The sequence below is a fragment of the Chloroflexota bacterium genome, from assembly GCA_026710945.1.
Classification (GTDB): Bacteria; Chloroflexota; UBA11872; order VXOZ01; family VXOZ01; genus VXOZ01.
This window is the reverse complement of record JAPOQA010000059.1, coordinates 60123-78448: the sequence shown is the minus strand read 5'-3', so window position 1 is coordinate 78448 and position 18326 is coordinate 60123. Positions and strand designations below refer to the sequence as shown.

The 18326-nt window shown below is 59.4% G+C and carries 11 protein-coding genes; 8 read left to right on the top strand and 3 right to left on the bottom strand.

Translation table 11 applies throughout. From position 1 onward, the window contains the following. Nucleotides 1-210 precede the first annotated feature (210 nt). Complete coding sequence (locus tag OXE05_12120) at nucleotides 211-1863, top strand: hypothetical protein (protein MCY4438064.1); 1653 nt, start codon at nucleotides 211-213, stop codon at nucleotides 1861-1863. Between the two features lie 1109 nt (nucleotides 1864-2972). Next, complete coding sequence (locus OXE05_12115; GenBank protein ID MCY4438063.1) at nucleotides 2973-4514, top strand: hypothetical protein; 1542 nt, start codon at nucleotides 2973-2975, stop codon at nucleotides 4512-4514. Between the two features lie 472 nt (nucleotides 4515-4986). Here the strand turns inward: OXE05_12115 and OXE05_12110 are convergent, their stop codons facing one another. Continuing rightward, entirely contained in the window at nucleotides 4987-6372 is a 1386-nt protein-coding gene (locus OXE05_12110) for an extracellular solute-binding protein (protein ID MCY4438062.1), read from the bottom strand. A 422-nt stretch (nucleotides 6373-6794) separates the two neighbouring features. Between OXE05_12110 and OXE05_12105 the strand changes: the two genes are divergently transcribed. The 6 genes from OXE05_12105 to OXE05_12080 all read left to right on the top strand — a co-directional run bounded on the left by OXE05_12105 (nucleotide 6795) and on the right by OXE05_12080 (nucleotide 14961). Continuing rightward, nucleotides 6795-7985 carry a PmoA family protein gene (locus OXE05_12105; protein ID MCY4438061.1) on the top strand — a complete coding sequence of 397 codons (1191 nt, stop codon included), beginning with the start codon at nucleotides 6795-6797 and terminating at the stop codon, nucleotides 7983-7985. Between the two features lie 224 nt (nucleotides 7986-8209). After that, nucleotides 8210-9292, top strand: a complete 1083-nt coding sequence (locus OXE05_12100) for a type I restriction endonuclease (GenBank protein ID MCY4438060.1) — start codon at nucleotides 8210-8212, stop codon at nucleotides 9290-9292. A 45-nt stretch (nucleotides 9293-9337) separates the two neighbouring features. Next, complete coding sequence (locus tag OXE05_12095; protein MCY4438059.1) at nucleotides 9338-9625, top strand: DUF2442 domain-containing protein; 288 nt, start codon at nucleotides 9338-9340, stop codon at nucleotides 9623-9625. A gap of 296 nt (nucleotides 9626-9921) precedes the next feature. Then, entirely contained in the window at nucleotides 9922-11634 is a 1713-nt protein-coding gene (locus OXE05_12090; GenBank protein ID MCY4438058.1) for a CocE/NonD family hydrolase, read from the top strand. A 542-nt stretch (nucleotides 11635-12176) separates the two neighbouring features. Next, nucleotides 12177-13232 (top strand): zinc-binding alcohol dehydrogenase, encoded by a 1056-nt coding sequence (locus OXE05_12085; GenBank protein MCY4438057.1) that lies wholly within the window; start codon nucleotides 12177-12179, stop codon nucleotides 13230-13232. Between the two features lie 298 nt (nucleotides 13233-13530). After that, nucleotides 13531-14961, top strand: coding sequence for a sulfatase-like hydrolase/transferase (locus tag OXE05_12080; GenBank protein ID MCY4438056.1), 1431 nt, complete (start codon nucleotides 13531-13533; stop codon nucleotides 14959-14961). 188 nt (nucleotides 14962-15149) lie between these two features. Here OXE05_12080 and OXE05_12075 read toward each other — a convergent pair whose 3' ends face one another. Together OXE05_12075 and OXE05_12070 are read right to left on the bottom strand one after the other, a co-directional pair. Next, nucleotides 15150-16511, bottom strand: a complete 1362-nt coding sequence (locus OXE05_12075; protein ID MCY4438055.1) for an extracellular solute-binding protein — start codon at nucleotides 16509-16511, stop codon at nucleotides 15150-15152. Between the two features lie 371 nt (nucleotides 16512-16882). Then, nucleotides 16883-18250, bottom strand: a complete 1368-nt coding sequence (locus tag OXE05_12070) for an extracellular solute-binding protein (protein MCY4438054.1) — start codon at nucleotides 18248-18250, stop codon at nucleotides 16883-16885. Nucleotides 18251-18326 lie beyond the last annotated feature (76 nt).

Genomic DNA, 18326 nt, shown 5'->3' with positions numbered 1-18326 from the left:
CGTCAACGGTCGGGTCAGCAATGACCACCCTGGTCTGCCACCCTGGGGAGTGTGACGTACACCCACGATTCCCCCTCAGCGCGGGATAGCAATTCAAGAAGGGAGTGTATCTTCATGCACGCGCCGGAATAGCCCGGTAAGGTTGGGTGTTAATTCGAGATTTCTAGGTCTGCTTCACCGAAGCAGACGTTCTAGTGAAAGGAAAGGACTGTGAGACAATTGTCTCGTTTGTTGAGCGTATTCCTAGCGCTCATTTTGATGGGCCTGTCGTTCCTGACGGTGGCAGCCCACGAAGCTACAGGCAATGTTGGCAAGGATATCGTTAGGGTCACGGTCGAGCGTACTGACGATAAAGACCCGGTGTATCCCGGTGATGAGCTGGAGTTCACGGTCATCGTCGAGTTGCTCATCGACCATACGATCGGCGGTACTACTACTACTGACGGCGGTAACTTGTATGGCCCTGACTATGACAAAGCTCTTGCTGATGCTGACGCTGCTACCGGTAACCGTGATAAGGGCGATGTTGACCTCAGCAGCACCGTATCGTACATCGCCTTTGAGAAGGTTAAGTATAAGGTTCGTGGTGCCGAAGACCTGGGTAGCGCCGCTAGTCGTACCGCTACCCTGACGTGGACGTTCACGTTCAATGTCGAGGGCACGGGTGACAGTGAGCATGCAACTCCTCAGACAGCTACGGGTTCTGTTGAAGTTGAAGTGATGAAGCGGCCGGCTGCTGAAGGCGGCGCGACGCAAATGGAGTTGGACTTCAGCGCTTCGACGGTGCCTGACGAGATCGCCAGGGGCAAAGAGGTCACCTTCAAGCTGACGGCAACCACGGGCGACTATAAAGTCGTAGCGAAGACCCTAGTCATCAAGAAGCAGTTGTATGAGGCTGATGGTGACAAGAAGGGCAACCTGGTTTCGGTAGGGTCGTTTGCCATTCCGGAGCTTGACAGCAACTCGGAGAGCGCTTCGCTAGTGTCAACGCCGAAGACGTACAAGCTGCTGCAGTCGGAGGTTGATGAGATCGAGGACGGCGGGAAGCTTGAGTTCTCCTATAGTCACGTCATCACCGAGAGCGAGGTCTTAAAAGCCGGTACTGACACCAGCAGTGCTCTTCCTGCTCTGACGGAAACCGCAAGTAGCCCAATAGCCCTGCTAACAGGTGACAATGCGGTTCGAATAGACCTCGATTCGAGTGGTGACCATGGTTCTGTTAACGCTGATGGTGAGGCGAGTTACGACAGCGTGAAGTTGGAAGGCACCATCATTACGGTGGAGATGGCAGCGCCTGAGGCGGAAGCCACGCCAGAGCCGTACATTGGCATGAATGACGCGGCGAAGGTTATGCAGGGCGATGGCAACATCATCCACATCACGTTTGCTGACGGCTCAGAGACGAGTGTGGGTGTTGGCGCCCTCACCGCCATGGGCGTTATCGATCCCCATCCGAACGGCTACGTCCGCGACAGTGACCTGGGTCAGACCTACGCCGTGGTGCAGCGCACGGACGGCATGGTCGTGCGCAAGTGGATTTCCTCGGCTAGTCCGCTCGTGAGCCAGATTGACTGGGCGAGTGTCAACACCAGCTACACCTTCTCGGCGGAAGCGGTAAACGCCATTCCGTTGGACGGCATGCATCCGTCCGAGAACCAACTGGTGAAGGTTGGCATGCATATCTACGTCAACTTGGCCGGCGAGTGGTGGCATATTCCCGATATTCCCACGTTTGAGGCGCGCAGCTACTACTGGTGTGACGTGACGTCGGCAGACGAGAGGTTCGAGACCTACGTGATGAATGCGCCGATGTTGCCGAGCGCTGGCGGATCACCCACGCCGGGCTATCCGAGTTGCCGCTAGGAGTAAAAGTGCATTGAAGCTGTATAGGCAGGTTACACTTAGTGTTATCAGTATCCGGGACAGCAGAAGCGTGATGACCGCACGCTAGCGGACCCGGGGGGTCTGTACAGTCTCCTTATGCTACGGCAAGAGCCGGTGTCTGTGGCAGGACACCGGCTCTTGTATATTTAATTGGACGTGCTCAGCGGAGCGCGTCCTTTTGCATGGCGTCCAGTTTGGTGCGCCTCCTCAGCGGAGCGCCTGCTCGTATGAGCGCGTCCTCTTTGGATCGCGTCCTCATCGAACGCGGTGAGCAGAACTCTCGCCTCCATTCCATGTGCCTAGGCGTACCCACTGCATTTGCCTTTGCACATCTTCGTTCTCCCCCTCACCCCAACCCTCTCCCACCGGAGACCTTTGCGTAACTCCGTCATTCCGGCGCAAGCCGGAATCCAGAGCGCCTTCATAATTTTAGATAGCATGATGTCAAGTCATTTTACCCCCATCCCAACCTTCCCCCTCAAAGGTGAAGGGCTATGCAAGGGTCTCCGTCCAGGGAGAGGGGACTTCCTCGCCGCGGCAAGGGTAATGCAAAACTCTCCTTGGAGAGAGGGATAGAGCTTGCCCGTACTGGATATGGGGGTGAGGGGGATGCCATTGCGCAGTAGAATAGCCGTACAACGCGGCGATAGTGAGAGGGTACCACAAGACCGAGGTTACATATCCGTCATTTCTTTCGCCGTGTGTACCTCTTGCAGCAAACAAGCCACTCTGCTACACTTTTAAGTAAGTCCGTAAAGCGTACGCCCGCCCTGCCGCACACTGCGGTGCGGAGGTGGACGCTGTAGGTGCGCATGAAGTTCAGAGAGATGTGTTCTGCATTAGCGTACCGTGCTCCTGGCGCTACCGACCAGGTCAGCAACGATCTCCTTACTAGTCTATCTTCCGGAGACTGTGACATACCCGCACGATTCCGCTTCCGCGCGGAATAGCCATCAAGAAGGGAGCCTATTCGCCAACGCGTACCAATTGCCCGGTATCGGGTGTCTCTTTCGATCTCTCTTCTGCTTCGCAATTGGCAACGGTTCTGCTCTAAGGAAGCAGACGTTCTAGTGAAAGGATAGGAAACTGTGAGACCTGTGTCTCGTTTGTTGAGCGTCTTGTTGGCGCTTATTCTGCTGGGCGCTTCGCTCCTGACGGTGTCCGCGCACTCTACTCCCGAGGATGACGATGACTATGGTGTCAGTTTATCGATCACCCGTACGGACGATAAGACAACGATGAGAGTTGGGACGGTGTTGACGTTCAATGTCATCTTGGAAGTGACAGGCGAGCATGAGATTCCCTGCCCTGTCACATTGACGAGTGTGACAGCTGGTGGCATTATCAATAAGCAGTTGTGCGCCACCGGGAGTATCGATCGGAATACACCCGCAATCAATGAAGAGGTCAAGTATACCGTTCGGTCTGGCGATCTGGGACCCGCCGAGCGGCGGATCGCTCCCATTCAATTCAGAATATCATTTGCCCCGACACACTCTGGCGACAATCCGCACTCATCAGTCACCATCCGGAGCAATAGGGAATTTGTGACGGTGACGAGAACGGCTGAAGACGATTCTGATGACTCTTCGGAAATAGCCTTGACCGTCACGATGGAGCCACCGAGGAGGATCGCCAAAGGCGAGAAGGTCACGTTTAGGATGACGATGACCACCGGCAAGTACGCGCTGAGATCAACCAGGAACTTGCGCATCCGCAAGCAGTTGTACGACGAGAATGGCGACAAGATTGGCGGTCAGGTCACTGCTAAGTCGTTCTTCGTTCGGCCCCTCAGGACCGAGTCTACGGGACTGGAGAGTACGCAGACCTACACGTTGACCCAGAAAGACGTGGACGCCGCCACGATCGAGTTTAGCTATGAGTTCGAAATCGAAGATTCTCACTTGAGATATGATGATGGCAGTCCTCCTGATCTTGACTCAGACTTTGAGGAAGTCTTCGAGAATACGTGGGTGCTAGGCGAGGCGGCAACGCCAACGGCTACGTCGACGCCGACGATAAGGCCGACGCCTGCTCCCAGGGTTATCGGGAGAACGAGTGCGGTAACGGTTACGGAGTTGTCTCGCTACCTCATCCGCCTTGATCGGCGTGATGGCGGGGCGGACTTCAACCTGAACCTCGGTTGGCTGCTTCCCAACGGCACCAGGCACTTCACGCGGACGGGCTACATCCGCGACAACGACATTTACCGGGGCGGCCAGACCTACGCCGTGGTGCGGCGCGAGTCCGACCACGAGGTGGTCCGCATTTGGATCTCCCCCGAAAGCCCCGAGCGGTATGACGTGCCGTGGGCTGTTGTCAATCATCCGCCCTTCACGGTGCCGGTGAGAATCTTGAGCGCCATCAAGCTGGATGAATCGCGTCCGGTGGAGAACCAACTGGTGCGCCGCTTCGACGCCGGCGGCGATGGCAGGATCCACGTGTACCGGGACGGCGCCTGGCGTTGGATCCCCGATATTCCCACGTTCCAGTCTGAGGGCTTCTTCTGGTGCGACGTGACCGCGGCGGACGCCGATTTCTTCAGCCGCGCCCGCGCCCTGATCGGAACGCCGTTGCCGGCGAGCGGCGGAGTGGCCGATCCGAACTATCCGTCTTGTCACTCTAAGTAGCGCGCAGTGGCTGCACGGGCGTCGGGCACAACCGACTTGCCGCAGTGACCGGCGGCGCGAGGGCATGACAGCCTCACGCTAACGGTCACGGGATCCGCACAGCCTCGCGAGACAATGAAAAAGAGCCGGTGTCCGTAACAGGACACCGGCTCTTGGCATGTCTTGCGCCGCTCCGTCTCTTGGCATTCTAAGCGTGCCTGCGGCAGACCTCCGTACAGGGTTCGGCGCGGGCTCTCATTGGAGGCTTGCAGCGGTTGACCAGCTTCCGGCGCAAAGAACGAGGGAGCAGTTGAGCGAACTACTCCCTCGTTACGGACCGATTTCAGCGCGGGTCCTTATGACTCTGTGACGCTGCGGTAGCCCTGGTGGGCTACGGTAACACCGTGGATGAGCAGTACCTCTCGTCAGAGTCACCCAATCCTCACGAGGTGCTGCTCATTGCGGTGACGTGCAAGCGTCACCTAAAGGGTTGCTACTCCCTGTGCTCATCCGGCCGTCGGTCGATGATCTCTTGGAGAATCTGTGCCGACTCGCGCAGGCCCTCCGGCACCGTGATCTCGCCTCGGAGCGCGCTGTACCACGGCTGCTGCAGCGGACCCCAGGCCTCGTTGAACTCCGGCAGGCGCAGGAAGTTGTGGCCTTCCTCCGCCCAGGCCTCGATGGCGTCATCCACGTTTGTCCCTTCGAAGCGTGACGCCCACCCGGGGTGGGAAGCGTGCTCGATGATGGACGGCCAGGACGTCCAGCCGAAGTATTCGGAACCGGTCGCGCCCTCGTCTGAGCCGAGCCACTTCAGCAAGTCCCAGACCGAGTCCTGCACTTTGGAGAGACCCATGATGGAGTGGGCGTTGCCGACCACGGTGGCCGTGCCGCGTTCGCCACGCGGCGGCCGGGTGACGCTGAGCTTTTCGCCCAAGTGCTGCTGGGAGGCGTTGTAGCGGAACACGCCGTTGAATTCCATGGCGATATGGCCAAGCTCCAGAATGCCGATGCCGGAACGGCCGGCCAGCAGCTCCCTGACAACCTCGCTCGGCGGTGTGAACTGGTGCTTCAGGTGCAGGTCCACGTTGAACTGGGCACCGGCATGCGACTTGGGATCCTCGCCGTAGAGCACCCTGTTGCCGTCTTCGGTCAACTCCTCTCCGCCGAAGTTCAGCATGAATGTGCTGGCCATGTAGAAGAGGCTGTTCTGACCGACCCGCACGGCCCAGCGGTTGTCATCGGGTTTGTGGACCTTCTGGCACATGTCGATCATGTCGTCATAAGTCCAGTCGCCGCCCGGATAGTTCAGACCGGCTTCATCGAAGTACTGCTTGTTGAAGAGCACCAACTCACCGCCGGACTGGGTGGGGATGGCGTACAGCTTGCCAGCCCAACTCCAGGCTTTGATATCCGCGGGGTAGTAGCGGCTAATGTCGATATTATCGCGCTGCATCAACGGGATGTGGTCAATGAACATGCCGTTGAACCCGCCGAAGAAGACCCAGTTCACCTGGTTCATAGAGATGTCCACGTCGGCCTCACCGGCAGCAAAGGCGGTCTTGCGGCGGTCCCAGATGCCGCTGTACTCGCCGGGGATTACGTTGAACTTGACGTTCAGCTCCTCTTCGGCCATCTTGAGCGTGTTCAGGTACGGCGCATGGCGGCCGTCGGTCTCGGTGAAGTACTCATCGATGTTGATGACCGGCGTCTCCATCATCTCCGTTTTTTCTTCGGCCTTGGCCTCGGCTTGCTCCTCTGCAGGTGCAGTCGTAGTAGCCGGCACCGCCCCGCAGGCGGCGAGGGCCAGCATACTTGCCATGCCGCCAGCGCCAATGAAGAGGCGCCGACGGGTAAGCGCGTTCGCTCGTGCCTTCATCGTATGTGACCTCCTTCGGTCAATAGTTTGCGTACACCGGAAGTGCGCCGCCACTCTGCCAGGTGGGGACGAAAGCAAGAATCGGCCGCGAAGGCGTCACAGCTCCCCAGAAAGCGCTGTCTGCATTACCTCCTTTCGTCACCATGCTCCCAACACAATCGCTATCAATACGGTATTGTACCACGGAATCTCGCACATTCCCGTGTCAATAGCGCAAATTTAGGCACTTTTGCTGGGCAAGAGTTCCTGTCCAACGAGCCGATGAACAAACGGGCGCTTTCTATCGTTATAGCTCTTGCGGCAAGGAGAGTTAGCATGGGCCGGCTTCAGTTGACAAGGCTATCGCCAGCGCCTATGTTCATTGCTAGCACTTCAATTGAGTAGTGTAGTTCGAAATTCCCCACCAAGAGGAAGATTGCTTGATGGCACGCATGCGGTACATAGTCCACGCCGGTAATCACACGCGGCGGCATTGTCCGGTTTGGGTGAGCGGCGCGGGGCTTGATCCGGCGCGGGCCTACGTGGTGGTGTCTGCTGAGAGCAAGGCGGCGCTGCCCGCGCAGGCGGTGGAGACGGCGGACGGCGTGCGCTTGGTCTGGCTGCTGCCGGAGCTAGCTGCGCACGCTAGTGAAACATTCACGCTGGAGGAAAGCGGGAAGGACAGTCTGGATTCCCGTGAAAGCGGGAATGACGAGGGCGTAACCGTTGCTAACGGTGCATACGGCCTGGACGTGCACCTGGGCGGCGAACTCTTCACCACCTATCACCACGCCGCGCAGCATAACAAGCAATTCCTCTACCCCGTGATCGGCCCCACCGGCGCGGGCATGACGCGGGGCTATCCGATGGTGCCCGACGCGCCGGGCGAGAAGCACGACCACCCGCATCACAAGTCGATCCACGTGGCCCACGGCGACGTGAACGGCGTGGACCTCTGGAGCGAGCTGGACGACCACGGCTACCAGCGCCACGCGGACTTTGCCCCGGCTTTCGGTGCGGGGAGCGCTTATGTGAGCGGGCCGGTGTGCGGCGCGTTTCGCTCGCGCAGCCGGTGGGTGAGTCGCAACGAGCAGCCGGTGGTGACGGAAGAGAAGCAGGTGGTGGTGTATGCCCCCGCGCGGGACGCGCGCATCATGGACATCGCGGTGACCCTGCACGCCACGGAAGGCCCCGTGCGCTTCGGCGATACGAAGGAAGGCGCCATGCTCTCGGTGCGGGTTGCCAGCAGCATGGACGCGGACGCCGGCGGCGCGATCGAGAACGCGTACGGCGGCAGGGGCGAGGACGAGTGCTTCGGCTTCCGCGCCCAGTGGATGGACTACGTGGGGCCGGTGGACGGCACGACAGTGGGCCTGGCGGTGTTCGACCACCCGACCAGCTTCCGCTACCCTACCTACTGGCACGTGCGCAACTACGGCCTGATGCACGCGAATTGCTTCGCCTGGCGGGAGTTTCTGGGTCACCCCGGCGTGGACGGCAGCTACGTCCTGCCGGAAGGCGCGCGCCTGCGCTGCACATTCCGCGTCTACCTGCACACCGGCAATACCCAAGAAGCCGGAGTGAAAGAGCGGTACCACGACTTCATCACCCCACCGGTGGTGGAGATTGTTTGAAGTGTCCCTGCTACTAGATTGAGGCCCCAATGGATGGGGTTCTCCTGGATCCTCTGGCGCATCCAAGAGCTGTCCGGGCAGTAGCGTCAAAAGTGCTTTGACCCTCTGTAAGCGTTTGACTATTATGAAGTTTGAAGAGAAGGGTCCGTGAGGTTCTCTGCTTCTATGTCACAACGAAGTTAAGTACAAAAAATCACGAGGCGATCAGCAAGGACGCACTATACATGGACTTCATCGACGAAGTACGCACACGCTCAAGCAGGTTTGCCGAGCGAACCGATCACCTTGACACCGAAGAGGCTACCAAAAACGCACTCGTTCTACCGTTCTTACAGATGATGGGCTATTCAATCTTCGATCCAACTGAGGTTGTACCGGAATTCACAGCAGACGTGGGTTCGAAGAAGGGCGAAAAGGTCGACTACGCCCTCATGCAAGACGGCAAGCCCGCAATTCTAATTGAGTGCAAGATATTCGGCAATAACCTCGATGAAGCAGAGATTTCCCAACTCATTCGCTACTTCACGGTAACTGACGCCCGATTCGGCATTCTCACTGATGGAGTCGTGTATCGGTTCTTCGCTGACCTTGACCAACCCAACGTCATGGACAAGAAGCCCTTCTTCGAGTTCAATATGCTCGACTTTACCGAGGGGGAGGTAGAGGAGCTAAAGCGATTCACAAAAGCAGCCTTCAATTTAGATGAGATCATTGATGCTGCCAGGGAACTGAAGTATACGACAGAAATCAAGCGGTTAATCTCCCGTGAACTTGAGAATCCGTCCGATGAATTCGTTTACTTTGTTGTGAAGCGAGTATACGAAGGTCTGGCAACCCAGGCCATTCGAGAGCAATTTGGCCCTCTTGTCCGACACGCGTTTGGGCAATACATAAACGATCGAATTAGCGATCGCTTGAAGTCTGCCTTGAAACAGGGAGAGCAGGAAGACCAAAAGCTACAGGAGGAAGAAGTCCCACCCGCTTCCGATTCAGTAGATGAACCGGAATACACCTCGCTTGAAGTAGATGCTCTCAATTTAATCAAGGCTGTCTTGCGTGATGTGGTTGATGTTCGACGCCTAGGGCTCCGATCTACGAAGTACTATTGTGGTGTGCTCCTTGACGACAACAATCGAAAGACCGTTTGCAGACTGCTCCTGAGAACGTCGACCCTTAGAATCGTTTTGTTTGACGAGAACAGGTCGGAGGAGCGAATTCGCTTGGCAGACTTAGACGATCTCTTCAGCCATGCGGACAGAATCCGGGCTGAGGTTTCTCGAATTGAGAATTCAATAAAAGGACCCTAAAAGAAATAGCTGCTGTTCAGCATTGATAAGCTTGGGAGCAGGGTTATGCTTCCGTCAAAGTTGCTAGTTAGGCCAACTGCAGTAAAGGCACTCGAGAGGTACTGTATTTGGATTCGTTTCTCAGATGGGGCTGCCGGTGAGATCGATCTTTCGGACTTGGCCGGACGTGGTGTATTCAAGGAATGGTCGAGCCGCTCGATCTTCGAGGCGTTGCATGTTACGCCGGCTGGTGGAGTCGCTCGGAGAGAAGACATCGAGCTTTGCCCCGATGCGCTTTATATGCGGCTTACCAGTGAGTCTGTCGCAGACATCATGCCTCGTGCAATGTACTAAGTGATTGGGAAGTTTGAGAATCTCGGTATCCAATCTCTTGTGCATAGTACTCTAGATTCCTCGCTGCGCTCGGAATGACAGGAATGGTCAAGTCAGTGCACTATCCGATCCAAGAGCTCTACCGATTGAATGCTGTCCGAGACACTGAGGCCGTTTCGCGGAGAACTGGATTCCGGCGTTCGCCGGAATGACGGAAGAAGGCGCAGGTTGCAAGTCTGCGCTACCGGAGCAAATGGGCCAAAGCCATACCCGCAATGGGTTGAGTGGCAGGTTTCCTCGAGAATTCAGAAGATCAAATGGCACAAACTGACCGCACATTCGACGTGACGCGAGAGGAAAATGTCCCCGTACCTATGCGGGACGGGACGATTTTGCGCGCCGACGTGTATCGTCCTGAAGCGCCCGGCGCGTATCCCGTGCTGCTGTGCCGCACGCCGTACAATAAGAGCCCACACGGTCTCAGCGAAGGGCTTGCCGCGCGTGGGTATATCGCCGTGGTGCAGGACGTGCGGGGGCGGTACGCTTCCGCTGGCGAGTTTCGCCCCGGTTTCTATCGCGGCGACACCTATGACGCCGCGGACGGCTACGATACCGTGGAGTGGGCGGCGCGGCTGCCGGGTTCCACCGGCAAGGTCGGTACCTTTGGCAACTCGTACAACGGCTGGACGCAGTGGGAACTTGCCCCCACCCGACCGCCAAGTCTCAAGACCATGTACGCCAGCGGTATTGCCGCCAACTTGCTTGACCGCGAGCTCTCCGCTGTGCTGCGACTTGGGCGTGTGCTGTGGTGGTCCGTCAATACGCTGGCGCCGGACTTGCGACTGCGCGCAAGAAAAACCGATGGGCCCATCACCACTGAGGAGGCCCAGCGCATCTGGGAAGAACAGGACCGCTCCAAGTGGCTGTGGTTCCTGCCGTTGTTGGACATACCTGACCACGTTCTGTCAGATGTCGCGCCGCACTTTCGTTACTGGCTGGAAGACCACACGCTCGACCACTTCGGCTTCTTGCAGAAGCACCAGGATGTGAACGTGCCGGTGCTCAGCGTTACCGGCTGGTACGACCAGCAGATCGGCACCATCAAGCACTTTACCGGCATGACGGCCAATGGCATGACCCAACATGCGCGCGCGAACCAAAAGCTCATCGTCGGCCCGTGGACGCACACCGCCGTGGATCTTCAACGTACGGTGGGTTCGGTAGACTTCGGCCCGAAGGCGGTGCGCGACTACTACGCAATTTCCGATGCCTGGTTCCGCGCCTGGCTCAAGGACGACCCCGGCGGCATCGAAAATTGGCCGCCGATCCAGCTCTTCGTGATGGGCGCGAACCACTGGCGGGGCGAGAACGAATGGCCGCTGGCGCGGACGCAGTACACGGACTTCTATCTCCACAGCGGCGGCAGCGCCAACACGCCTGCTGGTGACGGCGTGCTTTCGCGGGCAGCGCCCACGGACGAGCCGCCGGATGAGTTTCTGTACGATCCGCGCGATCCTGTGATGACCCTCTATTCCGGTCCCGGCCAGCAGGAGCCCCACGACCAAAGCGCGTTGGCGCACCGGCAGGATATTCTCACTTTCGCCACGCCGCCGCTCGAGACACCGCTGGAGGTCACCGGGCCGATCACGGTCACGCTGTGGGCGGCATCATCTGCCTGCGATACCGACTTTGTGGTCAAGCTGATCGACGTGTGGCCGGATGGTTTTGCGCAAGAGCTCTGCCACGGCATCGTCCGCGCCCGCTACCGGGATTCCTACACGGAACCCACGCTTATCGAACCGAATGGCGTCTACAAGTACACGATCCATGTGAATCCAACGAGCAACCTCTTCAGGGCCGGTCACCGCCTGCGTATCGACATCTCCAGCAGCGACTTTCCCAACTTCGACCGCAACCACAACACGGGCCTGGACGACTACGCCGACGGGACGCTGGTTACCGCGCGTCAAACGATCTTTCACGATCACAGCCGGCCGTCGCACGTGACACTGCCGGTGATACCGCAATAGGTGCTCGATTACGCTTGGAAAAAATGTTGACCGTCCACTTTGCGAGAAAGAGACCACGGGTGCACCTGGGTAGCTCTTGCGATTGAAACATGCTGGACGTGCTCTGTGCTTGGCATGGAGAGACGCTTCCGCCGATCGTACTTCGACAGGCCTGTACTGAGCTTATCGAAGTGCTCAGCACGAACGGTGCGAAGGCAAATTGGAGGGAATTCCGTTCGCCCTGAGCCTGTCGAAGGGTAAGAGGCGTGAAGGCGAAGTGGGAGTGATTCTGAGTGTACTTCGACAATCACAGCACGAACGGTGCGAAGGCAAGCTGGAAGCAGTTCCGTTCGCCCTGAGCTTGTCGAAGGGTGAGAGGCGTGAAGGCGAAGTGGGAGCAAATCCGGACGTACTTCGCCAAGCTTAGCACGAACGGCGTGAGGGCAAGCTGGAAGCAGTTCCGTTCGCCCTGAGCCTGTCGAAGGGTGAACGGATGACTGTGTACAATGATTGCATTGCAACCGTCATACCAAAAGGCCGGACACTACTCAAGGAAAGTCACAATGCGCGCTCTTTACTCGAACAATCGCGGCGAAGTGTACCTCAAAGAAGTCCCCGAGCCCACGTTGCAGGGCTCCGGCGTGGTCATTCGGACGATGGCGTCGGTCTTTGGGGCCGGTTCCGAAATGGCGGGCGTGGGACGTCGGAGAAAGGCGCTGGCGGAGGGCCAAGACCCCGGTGCGTTTTCAGAAAAGGCCCACAGCTATCAATCAGCCGGAGAGATTCTGCAGGTGTCGCCTGACTTGCAGGACCGCTTCCAGCCGGGCGACTTGGTGGCGGCGGCAGGCGGCGGGTTCGGCTTTCACGCCGAGCAGGGCTTCGTGTGGAAGCATTCATTTGCCAAGATTCCGGACGGTCTGTCGCCACTGGAAGCCGCGACCACGAACGTGGGCCTCACGGCATTTCACGCCATGCGCCGCGCGGTGCTACAGCCGGGCGAGACGGCGGTGGTGCTCGGTCTCGGCATGGTGGGGCAGATCACGGCGCAGCTCGTCGGCATGGTGGGCGGACAGGTCATTGGCGTGGACCTGCACGAATACCGTTTGGCGAAAGCCCGTGAACTTGGCGCGGCGGCCACGGCGAGCGGCACCGACGACGAAGTGGCTGCTGCAGTGGATGAATTCACCGCAGGCAGGGGCGCGGACGCCGTCTTCGTGGCAACCTCGGCCCGCATCCGCGGTCCGGCGTCTTTGGCCGTGCGCTTGGTGCGGGAGGGCGGCCGGCTGCTGTTTATCGGCCGCGTGATGTGGGACTTCACCCCCACCCACCCGGACGCCGACCCCCACACGAAGGAAATCAACATCCACTGGGTGAACGGACGCGGCCCCGGCAGCCGCGAACGGGACTACCTGCGCGGCGAGACGGACTACCCGGACCGCTTTGTGCGCTGGGACCAGGAGCAGAACCTCCAAGCCCTCCTCGCCCTGCAAGCGACCGGCAAGGTGCGCGTGGACCCGCTGCTCACCCACCGCTTCCCATTCGACCAAGCGCCGGAAGCAGCGGAAGTCGCCATCAATCTGCCCGCGGAAGCCCTTGGCGTAGCATTGGAATACGCATAACGGCAGAATAGTTGTCCAAAGCCCTACACACTCTTAACCGTGGAAATCGATCCGTTCGTCCCGAGGCTGTCCGTCCTGAACTTGCTGCACAAACGAAGTACGAACGGTGGCCAGCGAGAGATGCTGCATTCGTTCGCCTTGAGCCTGTCGAAGGGTAAACGGGCATTGTCGGATCTTCGCTGCCGAACGCGCGGCCTGCGCGGATAACGTTGGCACGTTTCAAAGGCGCAGCACAAAGGCTATACTTCCTAATACAGACACATCCGCTGCTATCCAAACCCCGTCCTGGAGGCGCTCTATGGCTCAAGCCCCGAATGTCTTACTTATCACCACCGACCAGCAGCGCTGGGATACGCTTGGCTGCTATGGGAACAAGAAGGTCAAGACGCCCAACATCGATGCGCTGGCCGCTCAGGGAACTCGCTTTGAACGTCCCTACACGCAGAACACCATCTGCACGCCGGCCCGTGCCTGCCTGCAGACCGGACGTTACATTCACCAGCACGGTGTCACCTTTCAGGCGAATCCCATCGACCGCACGCCGGGACTGCCTCATCATGAGTTGACCTTCATGGAGCACCTTCACGACGTGGGAGGTTACTACACCGCCGCGTTTGGCAAAATCCACATGTGGCCGCCGAAAGGCTTCCGCTTTACGGTGCTGACCGAGGGCAAGGGCTCCCGCTGGACGGAATCATCCGGCCTGTCGTTGGGGCCCGGGCCCCTGGGGCCCATCTACGCCGCCTGGCTGGAAGAGCGGCATCCCGGCGGCTATGAGAAGATTTACACCCAGCGGCGCGAGCCGCAGTACAAAGAGATGACGGCCATCACGAACGTGCTGCCGCTGGAAGACTATATCGACACCTGGATCACCAATAACACCGCCGGTTTCATGCGCGAGAGCCGCGACCGGCCGTTCTTCGCCTGGTGCGGCATTTGCGGTCCCCACGGCCCCCTGGACCCGCCGGAACCGTATGCCAGCATGTACGATCCCGCCGAGGTGGACATGCCGGTGACGTATCTCGCCGACGATAGCGATAAGCCCAAGCACCTGCAGAACGGCGGCGGCCGCTTTGCCAAAGAGCCCGACGACCGCATCATCCGCAACGCCATCGCCAAGTACTGGGGTCTCTGCACCATGATCGACGACATGGTGGGCCAGTTGGTGCAGACGCTGGCCGACGCCGGTACGCTGGACAATACGCTCATCATCTACGTCAGCGACCACGGCGACCACATGGGCGATTGGTCGCGCGGCGGCAAGGGCACGTTCTGGGAGCCGTCGGCGCGGGTGCCGCTCATCGTGATTCCACCCGCCGGTCACGAACGCATTCCGGTGGTGGAGGACGCGGTGGAGACCTTTCAAATTGCCCCCACGATCCTCGACTACGCCGGTATCCCCGTCCCCGAGGCCATGGCCGCCACCAGCTTGCGACCCGTCATCGAAGGAACAGCCAAACTGCCCGGCATGGCGTTCTCCGACTACATCCACGGCGACCGCGTCACGCGCGGCACGGCGGTTATCACCAATCGCTATAAGTACGCCTATTGGGGACAGGAATACGGCAGCGAGTTCTACGACTTGCAGGAAGACCCCCACGAAATGCGCAACCTCGCCCTCGATCCCGCCGCCCAATCCCGCATCCGCGAATACCACGGCCTGCTCACCGAACGCCTACTCGCCACCACCACGCCGCCCCTGGACATGATCGGACCGGAGTGGCCGTAGCGCTGGCGCGGGCTAATTACAGCGACGTAAGCCCATGGGAAACAGCCTGCCCGGGACTCGACGCCGGCAATTCCGGCTGGGTACCGGCGCGGCTTGGCGGTAAATTCGCAGGGCGGGGGATTGCCCCCCATCCGGGACACGTGCGCACAGGAACAATCGGAATCTATGACTCAACCGGAGCGGAGGTGTCACCTTACCGATTCACACCTACCCCATGGATTCGGACGTAGCGGCACAGCAGGCGTCAAGTCACCAATATCCGCGTACTTTTCGATGATGGCACAGGCTTTGTTAACTGCGGTAGCGACATCCTCACCGCGCGCCAGTGACTCCACAACGGTGACCGTAGCGAGATCCTGCAGTTCATGCTGTGGCAAAGGGCGCCCGTGCTCCAGCGAACGCGCGACTGCCGCAACTTCCTCAGGCTTTAGCGTTACCTGAAAGCCCGTTAGTCCAGCGACGGCTTCCCTCTTTGCGGGCATCGATACTCGTTGCTGCATAGCGTGGATAAGTCCCCGCAAAGCCGTAAACGAGCGCTCCGTGCGGGGTGTGCGGGTGGCTATGCCTATGCCAAAGCCGTCATGAACCGGCACGACGAACTCCTGCCCCTCTGGCAGCGCCGCCATACGGTAGATGGCGGGATCGGGACGGTTGTGCGCGTAGGAATACCTCATAGCGGGCGGTATGGATTCGGTTACATTTAAGAGTTCCACGTCGGAAGCCGGTGGTGAAACCTGATGCGTGTGCATGAGATCACGGATAAACTGCAAAGCCGCAACGGCTGCCGGTTCCTGCAAGCGACAGGCCAAGGTGTTTGGGTGTAGCGCTTCCGCCCCGTTTTGCCATAGTGCCCAATAGATGTCTGTTCTGATTTGGTGCCCGTGCGCTACTAACCCCCATCGCTGTATGCCGCCGTCTTCTCCGTAGGTTGTCAACGCGGTCGCCTGCTTTACCAGATCGTCCCAATCCCAACCCGTGTCCACCGGCGGCACCCCTTGCCGGAGAAAGTGACCGGCATGGTAGTAGAGCATGAGCGGCGAGACGCTCACCGGCAGGGCGTAGAGCGCGCCATCGGCTCGATAGCGGTCAAGCGCAACCGGAAAGTACTCCCGCTCAAGAGTCTCTTTATCCGCCCCGCCAAACTGGTCTAAAGGCATCAGGAGGCCGCGCCTCCCCAGCCACTGCGCGAGCTCCGGCCACACGGTCACGAGGTCTGCGTCAAGCTCGTCGAGTAATGCAGCAACCGTGTCAAGTGCCTCGTCAGCCGGCGTCTCCCAATCGGCCCCTGGAAACAATTCCTCAATATACTTTAATTTCAGTTCGTATCTACCCCGTGTTGGGTCAAACGGGCTTTCCGTGTCTCGCTCTAGCGCCGCTAACACATCTTGGTACGCTCCCTCATAGCACCGCACTCCCTGCAATTCAATAGTAACGAACCCAATGTACGCAGCCACGTTTAGCTGGACCGGCTCCAACACCGGCGGCGTGACGCGCCCGCAGCCCACGGCAAGCGCCGCCGATGTTGCGAGTAACGAACGGCGCGAAAGCATAGCCCTGCTCCTTCGGTCACGCTACAGTATTGAGACCGATTCCCTCTCCTTTGCAGTTGGGGCTGACCTGTCTCTCGATAGCTGACGTACACTTGTGCTGTCAATTCCTCCAGGTAGCGGGAGACAAGCCCTAATGCTGTCGCATTAGACTTCATGAAGAAGGAAACCGCGCCCCAGGTCTCCGGTAGCGCAGGTTTGCACCTGTGTTCCTGTACGGTCAATCCTGTGCGTGCCTGTTTCCCTTTGCTCCGGCGGGGGACAAGCCCCCGCGCTACCTTTATGCGAAACCATTGGGGACAAGCCCCCATGCTACCCTTTGGCGGCAAATAGCCGCCGCTCTCCGGCAGTGGCCAAGTGGAGAACGGTGTGTCCTAGTCCCATGGCATCTGCAGCTTGCCTGTCTGCCGAAAATCGTCTATCGTGCTGCACGCGGCGTTTACCACGGTTGCAACGTCGTCGCCGCGACCGAGACTGCCGGTCAATTCGTCCATGACGTGCAGGGGCAGCCCATATTGCGGCCACTCGCGCCCATGAGCCATCGTGTGCTGCACGGCGGCAACCTCTTCCGGGAGGAAATGCTTGTGGGTATCCGCCAGCCCCGCCATTGCTTCCCGGCTCGCGGGGATGACCGCCTGCGCCTGCATGGCGCGCGTGAACCCCCTCAGCGCCGTATACGCCGCTTCCATCTTCGGCGTGCGGGCGGCGATGCCGATGCCAAACGTGGTACGCACCGGCGCCGTGTGCACCTTGCCGCGGGGCAGCGGCGCCATGCGGAAGCCACTTTGCTGATTGAGATGCAAGGGGGGATAGCTGTACAGCAGCGCCGGCGGCGTTTGGTAGATGTAGCTCCACAGATCCCGGCGGGTTGCTATCGGGGAAACACGGTGTTTGTGCATGAGGTCGTGCACGAATTGCAGGGCTGCTACTGCCGCCGGTTCCTGCAAACTGCACTGCAACGTGTCCATATCCACCAGGGACGCCTCATTCTGCCACAGCGCCCAGAAGATGCGCTGTCCGCGGGCCACCAGCCCCCAGCGCAGGGCGAAGCCGCTACTGCCGCGCCGTGTCAGCGTGGCAGCATGCCTAGCTACGTCGTCCCAGTGCCAATTGGTGTCCGGCGGCGGCACCCCCAAACTGGCGAGATATGCTTCGTCGTAGAAGAGCATGAGCGGGGCCGCATCCACCGGCAGCGCGTATTGCACGCCGTCTACTTGATATTGGTTGAGTACGCTTGGGTAGAACTCGCGGTTGAGCTCAGTGCTTTCGGGTCCCGTGAAGCGGTCTAGCGGCAGCAAGAGCCCGCTCCTGCCCCACCACCGGGCTTCTTCCGGCCACACGGTCACGAGGTCGGCCTCAAGGCTATCCAGAATGCCCGCTGCAGCCTCGAGTGCGGCCGCTTGCCCCTCCTGAAATTCCTCCTGCGATCTGGGCGGCTCTTCCATTTTCGAATAATCATCCTCGAAGAACCGCAGCGCGAGCGTGTAGCCGCCGCGCACCGGGCCGAAAGGGCTGTCCCTATCCTCCGCAAGCACCGCGGCCGCCTGTTGGTATTTCTCTTCAGGACTCTCGTGCAACCCGCCTGCGCCAGACGCCGTGCTAAGGGACGCGTACTTTGTGAATGCTGCGACGTTTATCTCAGAGGACTGCGGCGCTACAGGGGACGAGACCCGTGCCCCGAACGCACTGCACCCGGCGGCGAGCGCCGCCGGGACCGCAAGTAACGATCGACGCGTAAGCATTATCTTGCTTCCCTAACTCTTGTCCTCGGAACGCAATTTCGGATTGGTCGCTCGCATGACTGCATCAATGGGAGTC